Source organism: Fusibacter ferrireducens (assembly GCF_015352425.1).
GTDB classification, from domain to species: Bacteria; Bacillota; Clostridia; order Peptostreptococcales; family Acidaminobacteraceae; genus Fusibacter_A; species Fusibacter_A ferrireducens.
This window is the reverse complement of record NZ_JADKNH010000009.1, coordinates 243528-267459: the sequence shown is the minus strand read 5'-3', so window position 1 is coordinate 267459 and position 23932 is coordinate 243528. Positions and strand designations below refer to the sequence as shown.

Below are 23932 nucleotides of genomic sequence, written 5' to 3'. Positions count from 1 at the left end.
GTGGATTTGTGTTTTGAAAATGAGGGGGATTTATGATAATAAAGCGCATGAGGACATTGAGCCCTGATAATTTTACACCAACGGATATCATACTTGAATGGAAAAATAAAGGCATCAGTATTTATCAGGGGGCCTTAAAAGCACATGATTTTAAAAATAGTGGCAATATACTTGACATAGAAAGTGAAAGCATTGATAAGGTTATTATTGATGATACCCTTAATAACGAGCATGATCCAGAGCGTATAATTGTGGAGGCGAAGAGAGTGCTACATAAGAATGGCAGACTGTTTCTTTCCTTTTACAATTTTGAAGATCAAAAACCTTTTGCAAGTTGGCTCAACAGTTTAAAGGTCAAATATTTGATGAAGCAAGAGATTCCCTTTAGATGGTCACTGGACTATATTGCAAATATCATAGAGAAAAATGATTTGCTAATCGATAGAAACATTGTCGTCAAAGCACATCAACCGAGTTTGGTCTATTTTGAAATCATCAAACTGGATAATGACATATTAAAAAAAGTGAGTAATTTATAGGACGTGTTGTGGCATGTCTTTTTTTATGTTAAAATCGTGATAAATCAAAAGGACTCTTTGGTTGATATATAAGTCATTGGAGGCAAATGTGTTAAAAATAGAGAATGTTTCTAAAGATTATGGAGATGGGTTGATTTTTGAGTCCGTTTCAATGCAGGTGAAGCGTTCTGAAATATTATCTGTAGTGGGGCCATCAGGATCAGGTAAGTCTACTCTGCTCAACATCATGTCAGGTATACTCAAAGCGACAGAGGGCACACTCACATCAGAAGCAGAGCGATTGAGTTATGTTTTTCAAGAGGATCGGCTATTGCCATGGATAACCCTCAAGGAAAATATTCTCTTTGTCAGAGATGATATCAGTGATTATGATCTGACGCATCTCATTGATATGCTTGGTTTGACAGGTGCTGAAAACAAGTATCCTGCGGAGTTAAGTGGAGGTATGAGACAAAGAGCTGCAATAGCGAGAGCGTTTGCCTATGAGCCGGATCTCTTGCTCATGGATGAACCTTTTAAATCTATCGATTACTATCTAAAGTCAAAAATTATAGAAGCTTTGATCAAGGTATGGAAAGAGAGAACCATCACTATTGTTTTTGTCACACATGATATTGATGAAGCTATTTTAATGGCGGATCGAATATTGGTCCTTGGCGATAAGCCAACGCGAATTATCAAAGAAATCTCAATTGAACATCCTAGAGCTGTATCAGAGAGAGAACAACTTAATATTAGAAAGAGCATAAAAGAGTGCTGGGAGGAAATATGAATAATTTGAAGAATAGAATACAGAAAAGCATGGCAGTGTTAATGGTTTTAATAATGGTGATGAGCTTATCCGCTTGTGCCCCTAAAACCGCAAATGAGACCGTAGAACCGGCAGCTGAAGCTACCCCTGAGGCGACCTCAACTACTGCTTCAGAAGATAATGAAGAAGCTTCTACAATACTAGAACCATTGACTTTGAGGGCGATTACACCAGAGGGTGCAACAACGATTGCAATGCTCAAAATGATTTCTGAACAACCCGTTTTAAAAGAAAATGTCACTGTAGAATACGAGAGTTTAACGGCGACAGATTTACTTGCAACTGAGATCATGGGTGAAAAAACAGATTTTGCAATCGTGCCGACGAATTTGGCAATTAAACTTTATAATAAGGGCGTGCCTTATAAATTTGCAAGTATTAACACCCATGGCAATTTATACATGATTACTACTTTGGATATTACTTCATGGGATGACTTAAAGGGAAAAGATGTTTATATGATTGGACAGGGACTGATTCCCGATTTAATCTTTAGACATTTAGCAAAATCAAATGGACTAGATCCTGATAAAGATATGAATCTCGTCTACTTGTCTGGCACTACTGAGGTAGCACCTACGTTCCTATCTGGAAAATCGACAATAACCATCATGCCAGAACCACTTCTTTCTGTTGTGAGCACAAAAGATGTTCCCTATACGGTTTTATTTGATTTTCAAGAGGAATTTGAAAAGGCAACAGGTATATCGGGTGGATTTCCACAAGCAGGTCTAATGGTTAAAAATACAGTTGTAGAAGCCTATCCAGAAGTAGTGGATGCTTTCATATCCAATCTGGAAGAATCGTGTACATGGGTAAATGAAAACCCAAAAGAAGCAGGTGCCTATGCGGAAGATCTTGAACTTGGAACACCTACGCCTATTATAGTGAAGGCAATGGATGGCCTCAATATTTGGCATGAAAACGCATATGAGCATAGAGAAAGTTTGGAAAAGTTTTATAATATTTTACTAGAGGCATCTCCAGAAGCCATAGGAGGCAAATTGCCAGATGAAGGATTCTACTATAAAAAATAGAGCGCTCTATCTCACAGTTTTATCATCCGTAATTTTAGTTTCAATTTGGTGGCTTGTATCCATTGTAATTGGTAAATCTTATATTTTACCATCACCGTGGCTATCTTTAAAGGCACTTATACAAGTCGTATGGGATAAATCATTTTTGTTCACAATAGTGATGACACTTGCAAGGGTGCTAGTATGTGTGGGGATGAGTGTTGTGGTGGGATTTGTGCTTGGATTTATCGCAGGTCAATCCCATTTTATAGAGTATCTGCTAAAGCCTCTATTGTTGATTACAAGAACTCTGCCGACAATTGTCATTATTGTCTATGTGATCTTGTGGATGCCCAATGCACTTTCCCCCATATTCGTCACCTTTTTGGTGACCTTTCCAATTGTCTATGCAAATGTCTTAGAAGGTTATCGACAAACGGATTTAAAACTCGTTGAAATGGCACAAATTTATAAAGTCGATCGCAGAAAGATGATCCAAAATATCTATGTGCCTTCGATTTTACCTTATTTAAGAAGTAGTATAATTGCAATCACATCACTTGGACTTAAAGTTGTCATTGCCTCAGAGGTGTTGAGTCAAACACCAAAATCCATAGGTCTTCGTTTCCAAATGGCAAAAATAAACATTCAAACGGAAACGGTTTTTGCTTGGGCGCTTGTTACTATTGTGCTTTCAATGGTACTTGATTTCATAATGAAATCATTATTCAAGAAGGGAAGATCCTATGGAAAGACTTTATAAATGGGAAATTATCGAAACAAGAACAACATACAAGGATGAGTATGACTATATTGATTCTGAACTAAGACTCAACCATTATGGGATACGAACGCGTGTGAAGAAAAATGAAGCGGGTTCTCTTGAACTGTGGGTACCTGCAAAAGATGCAGAAATAGCCCGAGCTGTTATTACGAAGGAAGTGAAAGAAATCATTGATGTGCCAAAATCTTTTTATCACGTATTTGATGAGCAGATGGGCTATAAGAATAAAAATTTATATAAAAATAAATACAGTGTCAAAATGCATTTTTTGGCAGCTAGACGTTATTCCTGGATAGGTTTTTTAATTCTAGTATTACTGCTTCTTTTTCGATTTGTTAGATTTTAAAAGACAAAATAGGTTCACAAATGATAAAAAGTGAAGTTGTTCAAAAAAAATTAACATTTTAATGTGATATTCCCTGTCATTTTTTTAGTAAGAGTGCTAAAATAATGTCATGGGGATTTTATTTTTTTGCGTTAAAGAGTTAAAATATTAACAATTGGAGGGAGAAAAATGACATTTAACATGACAAGTGAAGATCTAATGATGCGCGATTTGTTCAGAAAGTTTACAGAGAACGAAGTTGAACCAATTGCTGCGGAGATCGACGAGAACGAAGAGTTTCCTGCAGAGACTGTGAAAAAAATGGCAGCTCTAGGCATGATGGGAATTCCATTCCCACGTGAATATGGTGGAGCCGGCGGAAACTATTTTCAGTACATCAACCTAGTTGAAGAACTTGCGGTTGCATGTGGCACAACATCAGTCGTTTTATCAGCGCATACTTCATTATGTGCGGCACCTATTTATGAGTTTGGAACAGAGGAACAGAAAAAGAAATACCTCGTGCCACTTGCAAAAGGTGAAAAAATTGGTGCTTTTGGCTTAACTGAACCCAATGCCGGAACAGACGCTTCAGGTCAACAGACTACAGCGATCTTAGAAGGTGATCACTACATTTTAAACGGTAGTAAAATTTTCATCACAAATGCAGGCTATGCAGATGTTTACATCGTAATAGCGATGACTGACAAATCAAAAGGACTCAAAGGGATAACTGCGTTTATTGTAGAATCTGGATTTGAGGGCTTTAGTGTTGGCAAAAAAGAGAAGAAGATGGGGATCAGAGGTTCAAGTACTTGTGAGCTCATCTTTGAAGATTGTAAAGTGCCAGTGGAAAACATGCTCGGCGGGATTGGTAAAGGCTTTAAAGTTGCAATGATGACGCTTGACGGCGGTCGTATCGGTATTGCAGCTCAAGCACTTGGACTCGCTCAAGGCGCATATAATGAAACTGTAAAATACGTTAAAGAAAGAAAACAATTTGGAAGAACAATTTCTCAATTCCAAAACACTCAATTTGAAATCGCGAATATGAAAACCAAAATTGAAGCGGCAAGACTCTTGCTCTATTCTGCTGCGGACAAAAAAGGTAAAAAGTTACCTTATAGTCAAGATGCGGCTATGGCAAAATTATTTTGCTCTGAAGTGGCAATGGAGGTAACAACAAAAGCGGTTCAACTTCACGGTGGTTACGGCTACACAAGAGAGTATCCCGTAGAGAGAATGATGCGTGATGCTAAAATCACAGAAATCTATGAAGGTACAAGTGAAGTTCAAAGAATGGTTATTTCTTCAGCAGAACTTAAGTAATTGAATTGAATGTTTGGAGGCGAGAAAATGAAAATTGTTGTATGTATCAAACAAGTTCCTGATACGAACGAAGTTAAATTAGATCCTAAAACAGGGACACTCATCAGAGATGGTGTTCCGAGTATTATAAATCCCGATGATAAAGCGGGTCTTGAAGCAGCACTTCGATTGAAAGATGAATTTGGTGCGCACATTACGGTTATTACAATGGGACCACCACAGGCAACAAATGCCTTAAAAGAAGCCTATGCAATGGGCGCAGATCGCGTTATCTTATTGACCGATAGAGTTTTTGCTGGTGCAGATACTTTAGCGACGTCCACAACAATTGCTGCAGCGCTTAAAAAACTTGATTTTGACTTAGTGATTACTGGTCGTCAAGCGATTGATGGTGATACTGCTCAAGTGGGACCGCAAATTGCGGAACATTTAGAGTTACCACAGATTTCTTATGTGTCTAAATTTGAACACAAAGGCGATCATGCTGTGGTCAAAAGAAGTTTTGAAGATGGATTCCAAATGGTAAAAGTTAAGTATCCATGCTTAATTACAACATTATCTGAAATGAACGATGCACGATATATGAGTATTCGCGGTATTTTAGATGCTCATAGAGACTTAGAGGTTGAAACTTGGACATTTGAAAATATCGAAGCAGATCCAGAAAAAATGGGTCTTAAGGGATCACCTACAAAAGTTAAGAAGTCGTTTACTAAAGGTGTTAAATCAGCTGGGAAAGTGGTTGAGGGAACACCTAAGGAACTTGCAACAGCAATTGTTGACAAGTTAAAGGAAAAGTTTGTGATTTAGGAGGGATACTATGAATTTAAATGATTATAGAGGTGTTCTAGTCTTTGTAGAACAACGCTCTAACGAAATACAAAATGTTTCACTTGAACTTCTTGGCAAGGGTAGAAAGATTGCTGATGAACTTGGTGTTTCATTGATGGCTGTATTACCTGGTTATGAAGCAAAAAAACATGCTAAATTATTAGTAGAATACGGTGCGGACAAAGTTATTCTAGTTGACGATAAAGCACTGGAAATTTTCACAACAGAGCCTTATACTCAAGCGCTTGTGAAAGTTATAAATGATGAAAAACCAGAAGTTGTACTCTTTGGTGCCACTTCAATCGGTAGAGATCTAGCACCAAGAATTTCTGCTAGACTTCAAACGGGACTAACGGCAGACTGTACCTCTCTTGAAGTGGATGAAGATCGTATGCTTTTAATGACGCGTCCAGCTTTCGGTGGAAACATTATGGCGACAATTGTTTCACCAGATCATAGACCGCAAATGTCCACAGTGAGACCTGGTGTTATGACAAAACTTGAAAGAGATGCAACAAGAAAAGGCGAAATTGTTCATGTGGATATGAAATTCGAAAAAAATAGCCAGTACGTGGAAGTTATTTCTTTTGAACAAGAAACAGAAGAAAAAATGGATATTCAAGAATCCAATGTTTTGATCTCTGGTGGTAGAGGCGTGGGTTCTGCTGAAAACTTCTCACTTCTATATGATTTAGCGGATGAATTAAGTGGATTGGTTTCTGCTTCCAGAGCAGCTGTTGATAGTGGTTGGATGGATCATGACAGACAAGTCGGTCAAACTGGTAAAACCGTTAGACCAAATCTTTATCTGGCATGTGGTATTTCAGGTGCAATTCAGCATGTTGCCGGTATGGAAGAAGCAGATTTGATCATTGCAATCAATAAAGACAAAGGTGCACCGATATTTGATGTATCTGATCTTGGTATTGTTGGCGATGTTCATAAAGTGTTGCCGTTTGTAATTGAAGAAATTAAGAAAATTAATGATTCAAAACGTATTGAAGACTAAAAGTCAAATCTAAAAATGGATGATTTTGAACTGTGAATGGACTTGCATCAAATGGACAATAGACAGCGAAACCGTTTGAAAATGATACACAATAAGGTGTTTGAGTTCGACATGTCGTCGAGGTCAAGCACCTTTTTTGAAAAAAAGATAGCTTAAAGCGCATATCTAAAATGGCATCTGCAATGCGAATCCATGTCATTAAAGTGCACCTTGATGTAGAAATTTGCTTTTGACATACAAAGTATTTAGCAAGAGGGTATCCTATCGCTTTCAAAGAGGTATCATTTATGAAGATTTAACATGATTTTAATCAAAAAAGACTGGATATTTCACACAAAAAGACGATAATATAGGTATAGTAATCATGTTGTTAAATAATAGGTTGAGATTGTAGCTACTGTCTTAGCAAATACATTATTGGGAGAACATCATTCTATCATAAATACAGGATGTAAATTTGAAAAGATCATTGAGGGGGCACTTTTTATGTCAAGTGAAGAAATAAAGGTTTTGGAGATTGCAACGAATAAGCAATTGGAACTTTGTAATAAAATTATTCATGCTGCTGAAATCGTTTATGATATTTATGGCGAAGTTGTCATGACTAATGTTGTGGAAGAAGTGTTGGAATCAGAGCACGCCAAGTATACAGTTGAAGAGGTCCAGAACTATTACGTGAAGTTGGTCGATCACAAGATCATAGATTTGGCTTCATAATATGGATGCGCAATAAAATGCAACCCATCAATTTAAGAGTGAGCAAATAAAGGCTGATTGTTGATAAAATAAATTGGTCTATTTTATTTTTTTGAATAGTGCTATTGCCAATTATGTAAGTCTTGATTTGATTTAAGAAATTAGAGCAAGCCCAATAGGCCTACTCTAATCTAAATGAAAAGCAATAATTTATAAGAAAACAGCTTTTCAATAAAGGCGAATTAATATAATTTATCTTCGATCAGAAGATATTTTTTCTCCAGAACGAATGACTTTGATAATTATAAATAGGATTATTGCTGGGATAATAAATACAAAGATCAGGCTAAGAATAAGCCCAATGAGTCCTACGGCCAATCCAATAACCGCGCCAATGATACCGATTATGACGCCAATAATTCCAAATACAATACCCAGAATTGTTCCGATAATGCCACCAACGCCACCTACGACGCCACCAAAAGCACCACCGATACCACCAACTATAGATCCAATTAAACCACCAATATGTCCTATAAGACCTCCAATGATGCCAAACACTACATTAAACGGCCATGCTATAATTGCGCCAATTGGGATAAAATAAGCGATTAGCCCTCCAATTAAGACGGCGGGAATGAGCTTTTCGATTTCATAACCCTTGTCGTGGAGCAACTTGCCTATGATTGCCATGGTTATCAATGAGAACAACATTCGATACACCTCCAATATAAATTTATTAACCTTAGTTTACCAAGCATAAGTGCAAAATGCGTTAGTTTGGGATTAGAATTAGGTAAGAAAAAGAGCTGGTAAAGTAACTTCAGATATTTAAGAAGTTATTCTATCAGCTCTTTTAAATTCAAATAGGGCACTTACTTTAGAGCGGTTCCTTGCGAGACTAATGATCAGTTGGGCATTGTATCAATGACAATCCGGCCAGGCTCTTTTAGTGAAAAGACCTTATAACTGCTTGGTTTTTTAAGTTTTACAGATAGACCAATGGTAGAATCATCAGATGGATAGTAGACGCCCAGAGATTCTATATTACTGCTCTTTGCAAAAATAGGTGCAACAGCAGATGCGGCACGAACACCCGATAAGACTACCTGTACTTCAAGGCCATCGCTTGAAATAGTGGCCTCATAGTGACAAGCTTCATTGACTTTGACTGCAGAGCCATCTGCATTTGTCTTTTGCCACTCCGTAAGGTCGATGACAATGCGCTCAAACTGGTCGTGATTACCGTAGCGAATACTATTTATATCCTGACCATCGGTGATGACGCCTCCCTTGAAACTGCCTGTCTTCACAAAACCCGTTGGTTTTATTGGTGGTGTTGAAGTGGTGGTCGAGTTGGAAGTCGAAGAAGATGAAGTATTGTTACTGGTAGAATCATTTGCATTGGTAGTCGATGAGGTACTGCTAACTGTTGAATCTTGATTGTTGAGTAAAAAATCTTGAATAAGCCAAACATCGCCTTCAAGAGAAAGCTTAAATGACCATTCATCTTGACTGATGATGTGCTTGTTTTCATTCGTGCGCTCAATGCTACTGACCACATCAATTGTGGCAGATTTTTCATCATCCAACGCCGTATTTGAAATATCGTATTCAATCTTATCAATCTGTCCTTTATTTTTAAAGGCTGTTAGAATTTCAAGTGCAGATTGGGGTGTTTTAAAATACATTGAAAATGAAATATTGTTATCGTTCACATAGCCAGGCAATTCTTCAAAGAAAGATTCAACGGTTGCATCTGGATCTGCGTGGATAACGTTATTTGTCTGTGGACTATTTGGATCATTTGACGTGTTGTCCACAGGTTCTGCAACGGGTGTTTCAGGAGCAGGTTCTGAAGCAAATGGATTGAATTTCAATTTTGAGCTGGTAAAGGCAAAGACCAGAGCAATCAATAAAACCACTACTGCCAATAAGATAATTGTAATTTTTCGATTATCTGTCTTATGATCTTCTTCAAAGAGCGCTTCATCTGAAGCATAAAAGTCATTGTGAATATCCCCATTTTGAACGAGTTCAATATCAATAATATCCCCATTGGCGTCGTGGTTCTGATCGATGGCATCTGATTCTGCAAAAGGTTCAGGGGTTTCATCTACAGGATGAGACAATGGTGGATCATGTGGTCTGAGTACACTGGATGCTTGACGATGGTTATAATTTTCATCCGCTGAATTTTCAAGACTGCTAGAATCATGTGTTGAGTTGATGTCTTGAACATCGGTATTCTGAGCGTCAAAATTCTGAGCACCAAACGCTGCAGCTGTCTCGGTTGAGTCAACAGCTTCAAAAGGTTCAGAACTTTCATCATTTGCAGCAAATACACGTCTCTTGTCTTTAGATTTCTCTAGAGGATTCTTGATTTTACGTGAATTTGAACGAACACCAAACAACGTATCAAAAGTGACTTCTATTTCAGAATCATCATCACTTGGAGTGGCAGAATTAGAATTATGAGAGCCTTTTTGTGCGGAAGCGTTATCAAATTCATAACCACAAATTTTACACATGACACTTTGGTCGGGGTTCATAAAACTACAATTTGGACATTTCATGGAGACCTCCTTTGATTATCGATCTATTGGAATTTCAATAGTAAAAGTAGTGCCTTGATCAAGAACACTTTCTACAATTATTTCGCCATCATGAGCTTCTGTAAGTTGTTTGACAATGGCAAGTCCAAGGCCAGACCCACCTTTTTCCTTTTGATCTTTTTTCTTATTGACCATAAAAAAGGGATCGAAGAGGTTTTGAATAAAGTCCTCTGGGATGCCTTCACCATCGTCCTGTACGGATATTCTGAGATGGTATTGAATGACCTTTGTCGATACGACAATTTGTGTACGAGCATATTTTTTTGCGTTGCTCAAAAGATTATCAAGTATTTGTGTCATCCGATAAGGATCTACATTGATATAAGTTGAAATAAAGGGTTTCTTTAAAATGAGTTCAATATTAGCATATTTGAAATCATACTGCTTGTGATTAAAATAGTTGTTCAGGAGCCGTCCAGAATGGATACGCTCTATGTTGAGGGCAAACTCTCCCAGTTCTTGTTTGGTATATACTGAGAGATCATCTATTAAGTGATTCAAGAGATCTGCTTTTTCATTAATAGTGGCGAGGTACTTGTCATAAGTCTCCTTATCTTTGACAATGCCATCTTGTAAAGCTTCCACATAGCCTTTTATTGAAGTGAGCGGCGTTCTCAAATCATGTGTAATACTTGCAATAAGTCTCTTTCGCCTTTTTTCAAGTTCATGTTGTTCAAGAATCGTATCCTTTAATCTAACCCTCATCTTATCAAATTCTTTACAAAATTCTCCGATTTCATTGCCCTCAGTGTACTGGATGGGATAATTAAGATTGCCAGTTTTAATCTGTTCCGCAGCTTTTCGCATCTCAGAAATAGGTTCAAAGATGTACTTTGTAATCAGCATGATCATAACCATAAAGTAGATGATGAGCACAGTGATGAGCAGTGCTAAGAGCAGATAGGGACTTTTAATCAAAGACACTTGGTGAATTTTATCGATTTTATAAGTAAAGAATATGTAAAAGACAAAAAAAGTCGTGAACATAATCATATTAGAAAGAAAAAGAATGATTTTCAATCGTAGAGAAATCTTAGGCAATTTCATAAAGTCTATCCTTTAAATTTATAGCCAATCCCCCAAACGGTTTCGATGTATTCGGGTTCTGACGGGTTGTTTTCAATTTTTTCTCTAATTTTTCGGACGTGAACAGTAACCGTATTAATATCACCGTATTCGTTGTAGCCCCAGATTTCATCGAAAATCTTTTCACGCGAGAGTGCTTGATTTTTATTGGCCATTAAAAAATTTAGAATTTCAAACTCCTTTACGGAAAAAGGAATGTCAATGCCTTTAACAGTAACTGTTCGAGCTTTGATATCAATTTCGAGATCTCTGATTTTAAGTGTATCGCTGACAGGGGTGCCTGAGAGTTCATTGACGCGTCTGAACTGAGATTGAATTTTTGCAACGAGCACACGTGGGCTAAAGGGTTTTTCGATGTAATCATCTGCGCCAAGTCCCAGTGCTAAGATCTTATCCGTATCTTCCTTTTTTGAACTGAGCATAATGATTGGAATGTTAGATTCGTTGCGAATCTTACGGCAGACTTCAAAGCCATCGATCTTGGGTACAATGATATCCAGTAAAGCGAGATTTGGCTTCTCAGATTCAAATTTCTGAAGGGCTTCTTCACCATCAGATGCTGTGACAGCAATATATCCAGAAGCATTGACATAATCTCTAATCAGGGTTTGAATTTGAAGATCATCTTCAACAATGAGTATTTTTTCCATGCTTTAATTGCCTCCTAATGTATCGTTAAAAGTAAATAAAATCTATTTTTTGATGCCACTTAAATCTGCTTTTGAAAGAATATTGAGGCTATTTACTCGAATTAAATTATTTTTTCGACGGTAGCTTCTGTAAGCAGCATCAATCATTTCTTCGAGCATTTGTTTAAAAGTGACATGAGTTGCTTCCCACAAATAGAAAGAAAGTGATCCGGGAATGGTATTGAATTCATTTATATAAGGCAAGTTCGTTTTTTGATCAATCATAAAGTCAATTCGGGAAACACCTGCACAGTCCAGTGCAATAAAGGCTTCAGCAGCCATGTGTTCGATTTCATTTTTTAAGGACTCGCTCAAATGCGCTGGAATTTGCCTCTTTGCGGAAGACATCCCTTTGCTGCCAGCTTCGTTGATGTACTTATCTTCATAAGTCAAGAATTCAGAAGCAGAGAGAGGTTCTTCACAAACGGATAACTTCAATTTCTCGCTATCTCCAAGAACTGAAATATTAATTTCACGCATATCATCCAACATCTTTTCAACGAGAATTTTAGTTGAAAACTGTTTGGCAAAATCAATGGCTTCAATGAGAGCACTTCTCGTCTTTGCAGTTTTGACACCCACACTTGAACCGATATCCGCAGGTTTGACAATCATAGGATATGAAAGTTTTTTTTCAAGATCTTCTATAATGGATGAAGCGTATTGGTTCCAGTAGTGTGTGTAGAACCACTCGCCTTCAACCACTCGAATGCCAGAGCTCTGTAAAAAGAGTTTAGAGGCGATTTTATCCATCGTCAGCGATGCCGCAAGAACATTACATCCCACATAGGGGATATCCATATGTTCTAAAAAACCTTGAAGATTGCCATCCTCACCACCTGTGCCATGTATGATTGGAAAGGCGATGTCTATATCGCAAATATAGGGATTTTTGAAAAGCTTCATTTCTGCATGAATAAGGTGGGCACATTTATCTGCCTTAACCACATGACAACGATGACTTTCTGAAATAACTTTTTTTAAATCTCTAAAATGCTCAATTTCCAATAGGTAATCCCCTGTGTACCAGTTGTTATCTTTGGAAATATAGATGGGTATGACTTTGTATTGATCCATTTCAAGCAGCTGGCTAATGGCCTGCTGAGCCGTGATAACCGCCACTTCGTGTTCCACACTGGTTCCCCCAAAAAAAACGCCAATATTAATCATAAGATATTGTATGGTATCCCATACTCTCCTAAAAAACAGATTTGGATTTTAAGGCTAATCCATAAGCCTAAATTTCATTAAATGTATCTGGTAGATCATTTTCAATTAAAACGACATCGTCTTTAGAGACGATTTCATCTAGCTTTCTAAGCGCATCAGAAAGATCACTTGCGATATAAAGTTTGGAAGAAGGATATTGACTTTCAATTAAACCTTCTTGAATGGGTTCAGTTTGTTTTTTCCCCACTAGAATTGTAAAATCACATACTTTCGCAATCTGTTCACCAAATTTCTTGTTGAGTGCAAAAGACTCAGATCCCAGTTCAATCATTCCAGGGGTAATGATGATCTTAGAGTTGCCTTCAAAGCGCTCTAAAACCTCAAGGGCCATTTTAGATCCAATTGGATTTGAGTTAAAGGCATCATCTAGTAAAGTATAAGTATCATTGATGCACCTATAAGAGAGCCTGTGCTCAACGGGTTTAATATCAATGATCAGTGTGTTCAGCCTTTCCATGGAGACGCCCAGTTCAAGAGCGACAGCTACGCCAGAAACGATGTTTGCAAGATTATGACGTCCGAGCAGTTTGGTATTGAGACGTACTTTTTTCTTGCTGGGTACGTGAACCAGTGTAAAGCTAGACCCCTTACCCGAGAGGTGAACATCTTCTATGGCATAATCAGGTAATGGCATCATGTCAGCATAATTTGTGTTTGTGGAGAAGTGGATATAATTCAAGTCCTCACGATGCGGTAATTTTAAAATATGATCATCATCCACGTTGACAAATGCAGTGCCATTTGGCAAGAGGTGCTTAAAGAGTTCGCCTTTAGTTGAAATCACATTTTCAATGGTTTTAAAGGTCTCCAGATGCTGAGGTCCAATTGAAGTGATGATGCCTATTTTAGGATGGACAAAGTCACAGAGTTCTTTAATATCCCCAATTTCTTTTGCACCCATTTCTGCAATTAGAATTTGATGTGTGGGTTTAAGATAAGTTCTTATGGTTCGAGTTAAGCCCATCTTGGTATTAAAGCTCTCAGGGGTCATCAAGACGTTAAAATCCTTTGAAAGAATCTGATAGAGTACATTTTTAGTGCTGGTTTTGCCATAGCTGCCCGTGATGCCGATAACTGTCAAATTAGGATTTTTAGCCATGATTTTCTGAGCATCTTTATAGTAATAATCATTAATTTGCGTTTCAAGGGGCATATTGATTAAATTGCTCATCATCGTCAATAGGAAAGACCCAAGATAAAGACCTGCAATCAGAAGCTCTAGGATCGTTTTTGAGGCATCGGCCGCATAGTACCAACCTAAAAATAAAAATATCAAGATTAAAGCGTTTGTGAACATCATGCGCTTCACACGTGCGGTGACGTTGAGTTTGAGCTTTGATTTAGTGGCAGATTTAATAAGCCAAAAGAAATAATAGTCCAGAAGGATTAAAAACAAACCGAGTACCTTAAGGTAGACGACAGGTGTAAAAATAAACAAAATTGCACCGAGGACATATAACCATTCATGTGGCTTAAAAAAAGTGTTGTTTTTACCGGTGAGCCATTTTGAATAGCGCTTAATGCGATATGAATTTTGCTGGAATTTTTGCAAGTCATCTTTAGATCTTAAAAAGATGAGCACAAGTATTAATAAAATGCCTATGAACATGGATTAGCCTCCAATAAAAGTTTTTATGATGGTCAAAAATCGGTTGGGTTGTTCTAAGTACGTAAAGTGACCAGCACCTTCAAAGACCACGAGGCCAGCATCGGGAATGAGTGATGACATGAGCTGTGCATCTTGTAGGGGTGTTGCCGTATCTTGATCTCCCCAGATCATAAGTGTGGGAGAGGCTATTTGAGGTAGATAACTCTTTAGATCTTCATTGACGACCTTGGATAAAACCATTTTCATCATCGGTGAAGCCTGTTTATAATCTTGACTGGAATATTTCTCAGAATAAGCTCTGATGGGTTCAGCCAGTATATATGAAAAAATCGGTAATTTACCTAGGCTCCTAATCCCTTTGAAACCGTATACTTTAAAATAGTAATTGGGTTTCCGCTTTGGCTTAATACCAGCACTGTTTACTAAAATAAGCTTATCGTATAGATGCTTTGGAGAGAGTTTAATGGCAACTCGACCGCCAAAGGAATGTCCAATGACAGTTAAGTTTTTAAGTCCCAAATGCGATATAAAAGTTTCGACAAGCTCAGTGTATTGTGAAAGCGAAAATGGTTCTATGGGTTCATCGGATAACCCAAAACCTGGGAAATCAAGTGCAGTCACTTGATAATGTGCCGAAAGGTCTTCAATGATCCGATTGAAACTTTCAATACTGGTGCCCCAACCGTGTAGAATCAGGACGGATTTACCGTGACCACGTTGTATATAGTGGACCTTTTTAGATTTATAGTCGTAAAAACTCATGTTTTAACACCTCAGTAAACATTGTGTGAATTTATTTAAAAGCTATTTGGATATATGATTTCACTCTACATTTTACCATAAAACGAGAGACGAAATAAGCCACTTGTTTAATACTGTTATTGAAATGTAATAAAGAAATTCAAAACGCATGTTATAATAAGGATATAATAAATCAAAATGGACAAAAATAAATGGAAATTCGGAGGTAAATGATGACTAAAAATATATTTTCTAAAATAACAGCGATGATGTTGATCTTATTAATGGTGGGGAATTTATCCTTTGGAATGGTGGCCATCACAGATGTAACATCTTCGCACTGGGCATACAATTACGTTCAGAGAGTTGTCGAAAATGAGATCATGATCTTAAATGAAGATGACAGCTTTAAGCCCAATGAAAATGTAACTAATGTGGAAGCTATTGTTGTGCTCTACAGAGCGGCAAAGGCGGCGGGTTATTTAAAAGATGTCAATCTCAATACTTTGACAGGCAAGTATGAGAGTGATTTAGAGGCGATTAACTTACCTAAAATGCTTGCACCTTATGGAGGGGATGTCTATCCAGCACTTTCATATGCACTTGAGAATAAAGTGCTGACACTGGATGAAGTAAAATACTTTGTCAGCAATGGCAAGCTCACAGAAGCTAAAAAAGTAGATATTTCTGTATTTTTTGGCAAGGCGCTCAATGTCTATAAAAATGAAAACTTGAATAAGATCATTTCGCTTTCATATAAAGATGCCTTTGATATTTCATTAGGTGCGCTTAAATATGTCAACCTTTTGATTGAGTATGATATCATTTCCAATAAAGGGGATAGCAATGGTAATTTTAACCCTAAGAGCATTATTAATAAATCTGTACTAGCAGTGTATGCAGATGGTTACTTTACGGCTATAAAAAGCGATACAACACCTGTACCAAGTACATCAGGGGACACTACGGGTACAAATTCTGGAACTGAAACGACAATTCCAAGCAGTTCAGATACGAACGCTGGGACTCAGGATCATTCAGATGCTGTTAAAGTAACGGGTACGATTACAGATGTCTTCAGTGACTTAAAACTGATTGAGGTCAAAGAGGCAGTTGGTAAAACAACTGTATATGATTTGAAACAAGCTAAAATTTATGCGGATCAAGCCATGATCAATTTCGATAGCCTTGAAAAGGGTGCTTTCGTGAATTTGTCACTTACAAACGGCGTGGTTACAACTGTCGTTTTAGATAAGACCTATGATAAAGTTGAAGGGACGTTCTCTCAAGTGACAGAACCCATGGGAGAATCCATTAAATTCAGATCCTTAAAAATTCAATTGCCCAATAAATCCTTCGATTTTAAACGGGTATATGACACGACACCGATTACAATTGATGGCGTCCAAAAGACGGTTCTCGATTTAAAAGAGGGCTATAAGCTGATTGTATCTTATGATGGTTATGATGCTAAGGGCATTACGGCATACTCAGATTACTATCAATTTACTGGAATGCTTAAACAACCTTTAGATCCAGCATCGCCGACCACCCTGGAAATGGAAAAAGAAGATGGTTTAGTTTTCAAGCAAGAATTGACAAAATCCGTTACCTTTACAAATTCTGAAAAGGTACTCTCTAAAAACGATATTGTGAAGGTGACGCTTAATTATGGTGTTGTTTCTAATATCTCATACGTTGGACAAGCGAAAGATCTCGTTGGGACAATAGAAGAAATTCATATCACCAGAACACCTGAGATCGCCATCAAGTTAGAAGACAATAAGATCGAAAAATATGCCGTTTCTAAAACCGCTAAAATTGTGGACGAAATTGGTAATGAATCCCTTTCTATCTATGATTTGAAGTTAGATCAGACCGTAAGAGTGCACGTAGGTGCCGAGGGCATTGATCGCATTGACTTCAGTTATGAAAAGGAAGTCATTGGATTTAGTGGGACGGTGACCAATGTCTTTGTTACGACCAATTTATTGGTTGTAAAAAGTGATGACGGCGTCACTAAGACGGTTGGATTTGCACCGGCATCAGGGCTTAAGATTACAGACTATGTCATTGGCGATAAACTTTTCATCAAAGGGAAAAAATTGTCGGAAGTTATCTTTGAAGCGGACGCCATTACGATCACTAAAAATTGATGCGAAAATTGGATTAAAAAGAGTTGACTTTAAAATCGATTGTGGATATACTATCTAAGTATTATTAAGATTTATGAAATGAATCGGTATAGTGACACCCTTTTGGGTGGCTACTTGAGCCTTAGGAACAAGAGTGTTTAGTCATCCTTAAGGGGTGACCTCTCACTCTTTTTTTGTGAAATTAAGACCTCAAGTAGGCTTGGCCACTGGAAAGTGTGGATCGACATAGAGTTTTTCCAATTTTTGAAAGGAGTTTATCAATGAGCACAAAGTATATTTTTGTAACAGGAGGCGTTGTCTCGTCGTTGGGCAAGGGCATAACAGCCGCATCTTTAGGGCAACTTTTAAAAGCGAGAGGTCTTAAAGTGACGATCCAAAAATTTGATCCCTATATCAACGTAGATCCAGGGACAATGAGCCCATACCAACATGGAGAGGTTTTTGTAACGGACGATGGTGCAGAGACAGACTTGGATTTAGGGCATTATGAAAGATTTATCGACATCAACTTATCAAAGAATAGCAATGTAACAACAGGCAAAATATACTGGTCAGTGCTTACTAAAGAGAGACGTGGCGATTATTTGGGTGCAACGATCCAAGTGATTCCACACATTACAAATGAAATAAAAGAGAGATTGACGCGTTCTGCTAAAGAGACAAGTGCAGATGTCGTGATCACAGAAATTGGAGGAACAGTTGGGGATATTGAATCGTTACCATTTTTAGAGGCGATTCGTCAAATGAAGTACGATGTAGGTCGTGAAAATGTCATGTACATTCATTTAACATTACTCCCTTACTTAAGTAAAGCAGGCGAAATTAAAACAAAACCTACCCAACATTCCGTTAAAGAACTCAGAGGGATTGGCATTCAGCCAGATTTGATCGTTTGTAGAACAGAAAAAGAAATTTCCCAAGAGATGAAAGATAAAATTGCGCTCTTTTGTAGCGTGAGTCCAAAAAACGTCATTCAAAATTTAGATGCGGAAACACTTTACTCTGTTCCAATGACACTTGAAAAAGAGGGTTTGGCGAGTAAAGTTTGCGAATTCTTCAAAATGGAATGTCCAGCACCAGAATTCTCTGAGTGGGAACGCATTGTTGAAATAGAAAAAAACCTCACAAAGACAGTGAAAATTGCGCTGGTTGGGAAGTATGTAGAGCTTAAAGATGCATACTTGTCTGTGGCTGAAGCTTTAAAACATGCAGGACTTGCGAATGAAGTTGCCATTGAGATCGATTGGGTGCAGTCGGAAACCGTTACTTCTGAAAATGTTGCTGAACTTTTAAAGGGCGCTCACGGTGTTTTAGTACCTGGTGGTTTTGGCTTTAGAGGTGTTGAAGGTAAAATTGAAGCCGTTAAATATGCAAGAGAAAACAAGATTCCATTCTTTGGAATCTGTTTGGGGATGCAGATGGCTGTTATCGAATTTGCAAGAAATATATTGGGCTATAAGGAAGCACATAGTGCTGAGCTCAATGGTTTAACACCTGTTCCGGTCATAGATTTGATGCCTGAGCAACAGGATGTTGAGGACATGGGTGGGACGATGAGACTCGGTCTATACCCTTGTAAAATCAAGCCAGATACGTTGGCGTTTAAAGCTTATAATGAAGAATTGATCTATGAAAGACATCGTCATAGATATGAATTCAACAACACTTATAGAGAAGAAATGCTTGAAAGGGGCTTGATTTTATCGGGCTTATCACCAGATGAAAGACTTGTTGAGATCGTTGAACTTCCCGACCATCCTTGGTTCTTGGCTGTTCAATTCCATCCAGAGTTCAAATCGAGACCAACGAGATCACATCCGCTTTTCAGAGATTTTATTAAGGCGGCCAAAGCTTAGTTGGGTTTATTGAGGCCTATTGTGATGAGATTGTTTTAGTCTTACCCTTACCCTTGAAATCCGAATGCAAAAAAAGATTGCATGAGAACAGCAAAAATAAAAATATTTAGTACCAGAATATTAAGCATCAAAGGAAATACCAATCATCAAATGATCAAGTACTCAATTATAGTAGAATAAATTTAAATCAGAGCCTGATGGTTAGGCTCTGATTTTTCAACATAATGTATGAAAGAACGTTCGTATGCATACATAAATACTCAGATCTTGTCTAAGGCTAAAGACAATGCTTGAATATTGTTTTATAATGAATAGAGAAATTTAAAGTTTTAGGAGGCATTTATGAACAGGCCAGTGATCAGCGTTGTCGTACCGGCATATAACGAAGAAATGAACGTAAAACCACTTTATGATAGACTTTTAGACGTTTTAACCCAAATAAGTGCTTCTTTTGAGATTATCTTCATAGATGATGGCAGTCGTGATGATACAGTGGCAGAAGTGCTCAAAATCAGAGCGCTGGATGAACGCGTGAAATTGGTGTCCTTTTCACGTAATTTTGGACATGAAATGGCGAATACGGCTGGATTCAGAACGGCATCAGGAGATGCGGTTGTGATTATAGATGCTGATTTGCAAGATCCGCCTGAGTTGATTTTAGACATGTTTGAGAAGTATAGAGCAGGTTTTGATGTCGTGTACGCCAAGCGCAAGACAAGAAAGAAAGAGAGCTTTATAAAAAAGAGCACCTCAAAAATGTTCTATCGCGTGCTCAAGTTTATGAGTGATACCGAGATTCCGCTGGACACAGGTGATTTTCGATTGCTCAGCAGACGCGCAGTGGACGAAATCAACCGCTTTAGTGAAAAGAATCGCTTTTTTAGAGGGCTTACCCATTGGATTGGGTTTAAAGTGACCTATGTCTATTTTGATCGCGACGAACGTTACGCTGGTGAGACAAAATACAGTTATATTAAACTCATGAAGCTGGCAATAGATGCTATTTTATCATTTTCATATAAGCCTTTGAAACTCTTTAGCCTATTTGGATTTTTGTCTGCGGGATTTGGATTTTTGTTGATGCTCTATTGGATGATAAAAAAGATCATCTTTGGCAATCCGACAAATGGCTGGACATCCACGGTGACCATTATGCTCTTTTTCTTTGGTATTCTCATGATGCAGGTATCTGTAGTGGGTGAATACATTGCAAGAATTTATGAAGAGGTGAGAGCGCGTCCACTTTATATTGTAGGTCGTACAGAAGGTGTGGCGCCAGAGATCGTATCCGATAAAAATGAAGTGAAACAATATGGTGCGGATTATGAAGCTTAATCAATTTGTAAATCATGCGAATGAGGGATTCCGATATCTTATCGTCGGTGGCATGACGACTTTGATCAACCTTCTCGTTTATCAAATTGGGCTGTGGCTTGGCATTGGATACCTTGTTGCCACAACCTTTGCCTTTACAGCATCTGTGATATTCGCCTTCTTTGCCAATAAATATTATGTGTTTAAAAAAGTGACGCCAAAGGGGATATGGCGCGAACTCATGATATTCGCTGGAAGCCGCATATCGACCTTTTTAATAGAGACCATTGGCTTGATCGTATGGATTAGTGTTTTGGCAGTACAAGAAATGTTGGCTAAACTCATCATGAACATTATTGTAATTGTACTCAATTATATCATCAGCAAATTTTGGATTTTTAAAGGAGAAAAGTGTGAAGAAAATAGAGAATCTTAAACCGATTCTGATTTTAAGTCTGTTTTTATTGGTGGGTTTATACCTTAGAACCTTATTTATTCTAACGATTCCAACGAAGCAGTTATACGATTTTGAAACGTATCAGCAACTTGCTGTGAACATTGCCACAGGGCAAGGTTATACGCTTGGAGGGTATCCTGTAGCTTGGCAGGGTATGCTGTATTCCACGGGACTTGGTGTGATCTATAAGCTTTTGGGAAACACTTCTGAGATGATTCCTAAAGTCATTAATGTACTCTTGTCTGAGATGACGATCATCTTTGTCTATATGATTATGAAGCGCATTTATAATAAACCTTGGGCGATTTGGATCAGCGTCTTTTTAATGACTTTTATGCCACATCAAATTATGTACTGCAATGTCATTGGCACTGAGATCATAACTGCATTTTTTCTAAGTGCTGCAATATACCTTAGTTTGCTCAATATAAAAATGATTTACAAATTCTTAGGACTTGGAATTTTATGTGGTTTTTTAGCGCTGTCAAAACCATTTTTTTTGGCTTATCCAGTTATTTTGGCGGTTTCGCATTACATGATGACGCATAAGTGGAAACAATCTCTTTTGTATTTTGCATCCGTATATGTGGTGATGATGTTGGTCATTCTGCCTTGGTCGCTTAGAAATTTAGAAAAGTATGACAGGTGGATTCCTGTTTCTTATAATTCTGGTTTTAATTTATATATCAACAACAATGCACAAAACGTACATGGTGGATGGATGGACTATCATGATGTTAAAAAGCCTGAAGCACTTGAACAAGCCATTGAAGCGGAAGTTCAAAGTCATGGTGCTTCGGTGAAAACGTCGCCTAATTTAGAGGTGCTTTTAAAGCCATATGCCGTGGATTATATTAAAGCGCATCCCATTGAGTTTCTGAAATTGGGTGTTATTCGCATTCACTCGACCTATTTTAATGGGGCGTGGGATTTAGACGCATGGACAATGAATGCCATTTCTTATGATAAGCTTGGTGAGGTCTTGCCGAGATTTGCTGATGTGGATGAATATACTTATGCGAGATTTATGAACTTTTTTAGAGCAATATCCGATATGATCTTAGGTGTTATTAGCGGATTTGGAATTGTCTTTGTCTTTATGAACGTTCTTAGGATGTTTAAAGCACTCTATAATCAAAAGCTCAATTTGGCATCTTTTGTGGTTATTCCAGCGATTAATCTTGCTTTTGTCTCCTTGGTTTTCTTCGTGTATGAGGGACAACCGCGTTATAATTTCATTGTTTTATTTCTATTAATCATGACTTTTGCCATTGGTTTTGACGCCATTCGGGATAAATTTTTAGAGGTTGAGGGAAAGCCCTTCAAAATTGAAGACAGATAGGGTAGAATAAGAGTTAGGGATCAAATTTTAAATAATTTGGAGGGACATAGAATGTCTGAAAAAGCAATGATTAGAATGAGAATGAGTATGCATGATGCGCACTACGGTGGTAATCTTGTGGATGGCGCTAAGATGTTAAACTTGTTTGGTGATGTGGCAACTGAACTTTTAATTCGCCAAGATGGTGACGAAGGTCTTTTCGCAGCCTATGAGAGTGTTGAATTTTTAGCACCCGTTTACGCAGGCGATTACATCGAAGCCGTAGGTGAAATTACAAAGGTGGGCAACTCTTCTCGTAAGATGACTTTTGAAGCACGTAAAGTGATTATCCCAAGACCTGATATCAATGACTCAGCATGTGATGTGCTTGAAGAACCGATTATTGTTTGTAGAGCGGTAGGCACTTGTGTCGTCACTAAAGATAAACAGAGAAATAAGTAGGTGATGATATGGAAAAGTTGATTATAACAGCAGCTTTAACAGGTGCAGAAGTCACAAGAGAGCAACAGCCGAATTTACCATTAACACCAGATGAAATTGCAGAAGCGGCATATGAGTGTTACCAAGCAGGCGCTTCGGTTGTTCATGTGCATGCAAGAGATGCAGAAGGTAATCCGACTCAAGATTTTGAAGTCTACAAAGAGATTAAAGAGAAAGTAGAAGCAAAATGTCCGATTATTTTTCAACCCTCTACTGGAGGTGCTGTATGGCATACACCAGAACAAAGATTACAACCTGTGGATCTTAAACCAGAAATGGCAACGCTGAGTTGCGGGACCTGTAACTTTGGACCAGATGTGTTTATGAACTCAGAAGAGTATATAGAGCGTTTTGCAACAAAGATGCAAGAAATGGGTGTTAAACCTGAAATAGAAGTGTTTGAGAGAGGTATGATCGAAAATGCCAAAAGACTCGTGAAGAAAGGTCTTGTGAAAGCCCCACTTCATGTGGATTTCGTACTTGGCGTGCCAGGTGCTTGTCCAGGAACACCAGAAGACCTCATATTCATGGTGAACCAAATTCCAGAAGACTGGACATGGACTGTGGCGGGTATCGGACGTACGGAGACACCTCTTGCAGTGATGGCAATCGTCATGGGCGGTCATGTGAGAGTTGGCTTTGAAGACAATGTGTACTACTCAAAAGGCAGACTCGCAAAGTCTAATGCAGAACTTGTGGCGAGAATTGTAAGACTTGCTAAAGAGATCGGTCGTGAAGTGGCGACGCCAGATGAGGCGAGAGCGATTCTGGGACTGAAATAGAAATTTGTATTTGTTTAAATGAACAAGGTGGCATATTAACACCCTACGAGCAAGCGTCCTCGGCTTTTGGCCTGCGGATTGCTCTACGGATGCTAATATGCCACCTTTTGTGGTTTTAAAACAATACTTGTAGGTGTGTGACAGGAAGGGGGATATAGGCAATTTTAATATATAATAAGTATGTCTATAAAACTAATTGATGAATGGCATAACATGGGTTATAATTAGAGCAGAC

At 38.1% G+C, this 23932-nt stretch carries 23 protein-coding genes; 16 read left to right on the top strand and 7 right to left on the bottom strand.

All coding sequences use genetic code 11. From position 1 onward, the window contains the following. Window positions 1-32 precede the first annotated feature (32 nt). The 9 genes from ISU02_RS15890 (at window position 33) to ISU02_RS15850 (ending at window position 7361) form a co-directional block, all read left to right on the top strand. Window positions 33-539: a class I SAM-dependent methyltransferase gene (locus ISU02_RS15890; RefSeq protein WP_194702821.1), complete on the top strand. Its 507-nt coding sequence runs from the start codon at window positions 33-35 to the stop codon at window positions 537-539. Between the two features lie 88 nt (window positions 540-627). Further along, the gene (locus ISU02_RS15885; protein ID WP_194702820.1) at window positions 628-1311 is read left to right on the top strand and encodes an ABC transporter ATP-binding protein; all 684 of its coding nucleotides are present in this window, start codon (window positions 628-630) and stop codon (window positions 1309-1311) included. Beyond that, a complete protein-coding gene (locus tag ISU02_RS15880) occupies window positions 1308-2387 on the top strand; it encodes an ABC transporter substrate-binding protein (protein WP_194702819.1) in 1080 nt (359 codons plus the stop codon). Before ISU02_RS15885 ends, ISU02_RS15880 begins: the two co-directional genes overlap by 4 nt. Beyond that, window positions 2362-3129: an ABC transporter permease gene (locus ISU02_RS15875; protein ID WP_194702818.1), complete on the top strand. Its 768-nt coding sequence runs from the start codon at window positions 2362-2364 to the stop codon at window positions 3127-3129. The genes ISU02_RS15880 and ISU02_RS15875 overlap by 26 nt, the downstream gene beginning before the upstream one ends. Beyond that, window positions 3113-3496 (top strand): hypothetical protein, encoded by a 384-nt coding sequence (locus ISU02_RS15870; RefSeq protein ID WP_194702817.1) that lies wholly within the window; start codon window positions 3113-3115, stop codon window positions 3494-3496. Before ISU02_RS15875 ends, ISU02_RS15870 begins: the two co-directional genes overlap by 17 nt. A gap of 168 nt (window positions 3497-3664) precedes the next feature. Then, window positions 3665-4804: an acyl-CoA dehydrogenase gene (locus ISU02_RS15865; protein WP_194702816.1), complete on the top strand. Its 1140-nt coding sequence runs from the start codon at window positions 3665-3667 to the stop codon at window positions 4802-4804. Window positions 4805-4831: 27 nt separating this feature from the next. Further along, complete coding sequence (locus tag ISU02_RS15860; RefSeq protein ID WP_194702815.1) at window positions 4832-5614, top strand: electron transfer flavoprotein subunit beta/FixA family protein; 783 nt, start codon at window positions 4832-4834, stop codon at window positions 5612-5614. A gap of 10 nt (window positions 5615-5624) precedes the next feature. Continuing rightward, window positions 5625-6644, top strand: a complete 1020-nt coding sequence (locus tag ISU02_RS15855; protein ID WP_194702814.1) for an electron transfer flavoprotein subunit alpha/FixB family protein — start codon at window positions 5625-5627, stop codon at window positions 6642-6644. A gap of 486 nt (window positions 6645-7130) precedes the next feature. Continuing rightward, window positions 7131-7361, top strand: coding sequence for a hypothetical protein (locus ISU02_RS15850; protein WP_194702813.1), 231 nt, complete (start codon window positions 7131-7133; stop codon window positions 7359-7361). A gap of 231 nt (window positions 7362-7592) precedes the next feature. On the opposite strand, the gene ISU02_RS15845 is transcribed toward ISU02_RS15850, so the two are convergent. From ISU02_RS15845 to ISU02_RS15815, 7 genes are all read right to left on the bottom strand, one after another. Next, window positions 7593-8054 (bottom strand): hypothetical protein, encoded by a 462-nt coding sequence (locus tag ISU02_RS15845; RefSeq protein WP_194702812.1) that lies wholly within the window; start codon window positions 8052-8054, stop codon window positions 7593-7595. A 194-nt stretch (window positions 8055-8248) separates the two neighbouring features. Continuing rightward, complete coding sequence (locus ISU02_RS15840) at window positions 8249-9916, bottom strand: AMIN-like domain-containing (lipo)protein (protein WP_194702811.1); 1668 nt, start codon at window positions 9914-9916, stop codon at window positions 8249-8251. A gap of 15 nt (window positions 9917-9931) precedes the next feature. After that, window positions 9932-11002, bottom strand: a complete 1071-nt coding sequence (locus tag ISU02_RS15835; RefSeq protein ID WP_194702810.1) for a HAMP domain-containing sensor histidine kinase — start codon at window positions 11000-11002, stop codon at window positions 9932-9934. 5 nt (window positions 11003-11007) lie between these two features. Further along, the gene (locus ISU02_RS15830) at window positions 11008-11691 is read right to left on the bottom strand and encodes a response regulator transcription factor (RefSeq protein WP_194702809.1); all 684 of its coding nucleotides are present in this window, start codon (window positions 11689-11691) and stop codon (window positions 11008-11010) included. Between the two features lie 42 nt (window positions 11692-11733). Then, window positions 11734-12900 carry a D-alanine--D-alanine ligase family protein gene (locus ISU02_RS15825; RefSeq protein WP_194702808.1) on the bottom strand — a complete coding sequence of 389 codons (1167 nt, stop codon included), beginning with the start codon at window positions 12898-12900 and terminating at the stop codon, window positions 11734-11736. Window positions 12901-12967: 67 nt separating this feature from the next. Further along, entirely contained in the window at window positions 12968-14569 is a 1602-nt protein-coding gene (locus ISU02_RS15820) for a UDP-N-acetylmuramoyl-tripeptide--D-alanyl-D-alanine ligase (RefSeq protein WP_194702807.1), read from the bottom strand. 3 nt (window positions 14570-14572) lie between these two features. Then, entirely contained in the window at window positions 14573-15331 is a 759-nt protein-coding gene (locus ISU02_RS15815) for an alpha/beta fold hydrolase (RefSeq protein WP_194702806.1), read from the bottom strand. Between the two features lie 212 nt (window positions 15332-15543). Between ISU02_RS15815 and ISU02_RS15810 the strand changes: the two genes are divergently transcribed. The 7 genes from ISU02_RS15810 to kce all read left to right on the top strand — a co-directional run bounded on the left by ISU02_RS15810 (window position 15544) and on the right by kce (window position 23697). After that, window positions 15544-17466: an S-layer homology domain-containing protein gene (locus ISU02_RS15810; RefSeq protein WP_194702805.1), complete on the top strand. Its 1923-nt coding sequence runs from the start codon at window positions 15544-15546 to the stop codon at window positions 17464-17466. 260 nt (window positions 17467-17726) lie between these two features. Further along, window positions 17727-19322, top strand: a complete 1596-nt coding sequence (locus ISU02_RS15805) for a CTP synthase (protein WP_194702804.1) — start codon at window positions 17727-17729, stop codon at window positions 19320-19322. Window positions 19323-19664: 342 nt separating this feature from the next. Further along, window positions 19665-20657, top strand: coding sequence for a glycosyltransferase family 2 protein (locus tag ISU02_RS15800; protein WP_194702803.1), 993 nt, complete (start codon window positions 19665-19667; stop codon window positions 20655-20657). Beyond that, a complete protein-coding gene (locus ISU02_RS15795; protein ID WP_194702802.1) occupies window positions 20647-21072 on the top strand; it encodes a GtrA family protein in 426 nt (141 codons plus the stop codon). The genes ISU02_RS15800 and ISU02_RS15795 overlap by 11 nt, the downstream gene beginning before the upstream one ends. Then, on the top strand, window positions 21050-22435 hold the full coding sequence (locus tag ISU02_RS15790) for an ArnT family glycosyltransferase (protein ID WP_194702801.1): 1386 nt from the start codon (window positions 21050-21052) through the stop codon (window positions 22433-22435). The genes ISU02_RS15795 and ISU02_RS15790 overlap by 23 nt, the downstream gene beginning before the upstream one ends. A gap of 51 nt (window positions 22436-22486) precedes the next feature. Then, complete coding sequence (gene kal, locus ISU02_RS15785) at window positions 22487-22876, top strand: 3-aminobutyryl-CoA ammonia lyase (protein WP_194702800.1); 390 nt, start codon at window positions 22487-22489, stop codon at window positions 22874-22876. Between the two features lie 8 nt (window positions 22877-22884). Next, window positions 22885-23697 (top strand): 3-keto-5-aminohexanoate cleavage enzyme, encoded by an 813-nt coding sequence (kce, locus tag ISU02_RS15780; protein ID WP_194702799.1) that lies wholly within the window; start codon window positions 22885-22887, stop codon window positions 23695-23697. Window positions 23698-23932 lie beyond the last annotated feature (235 nt).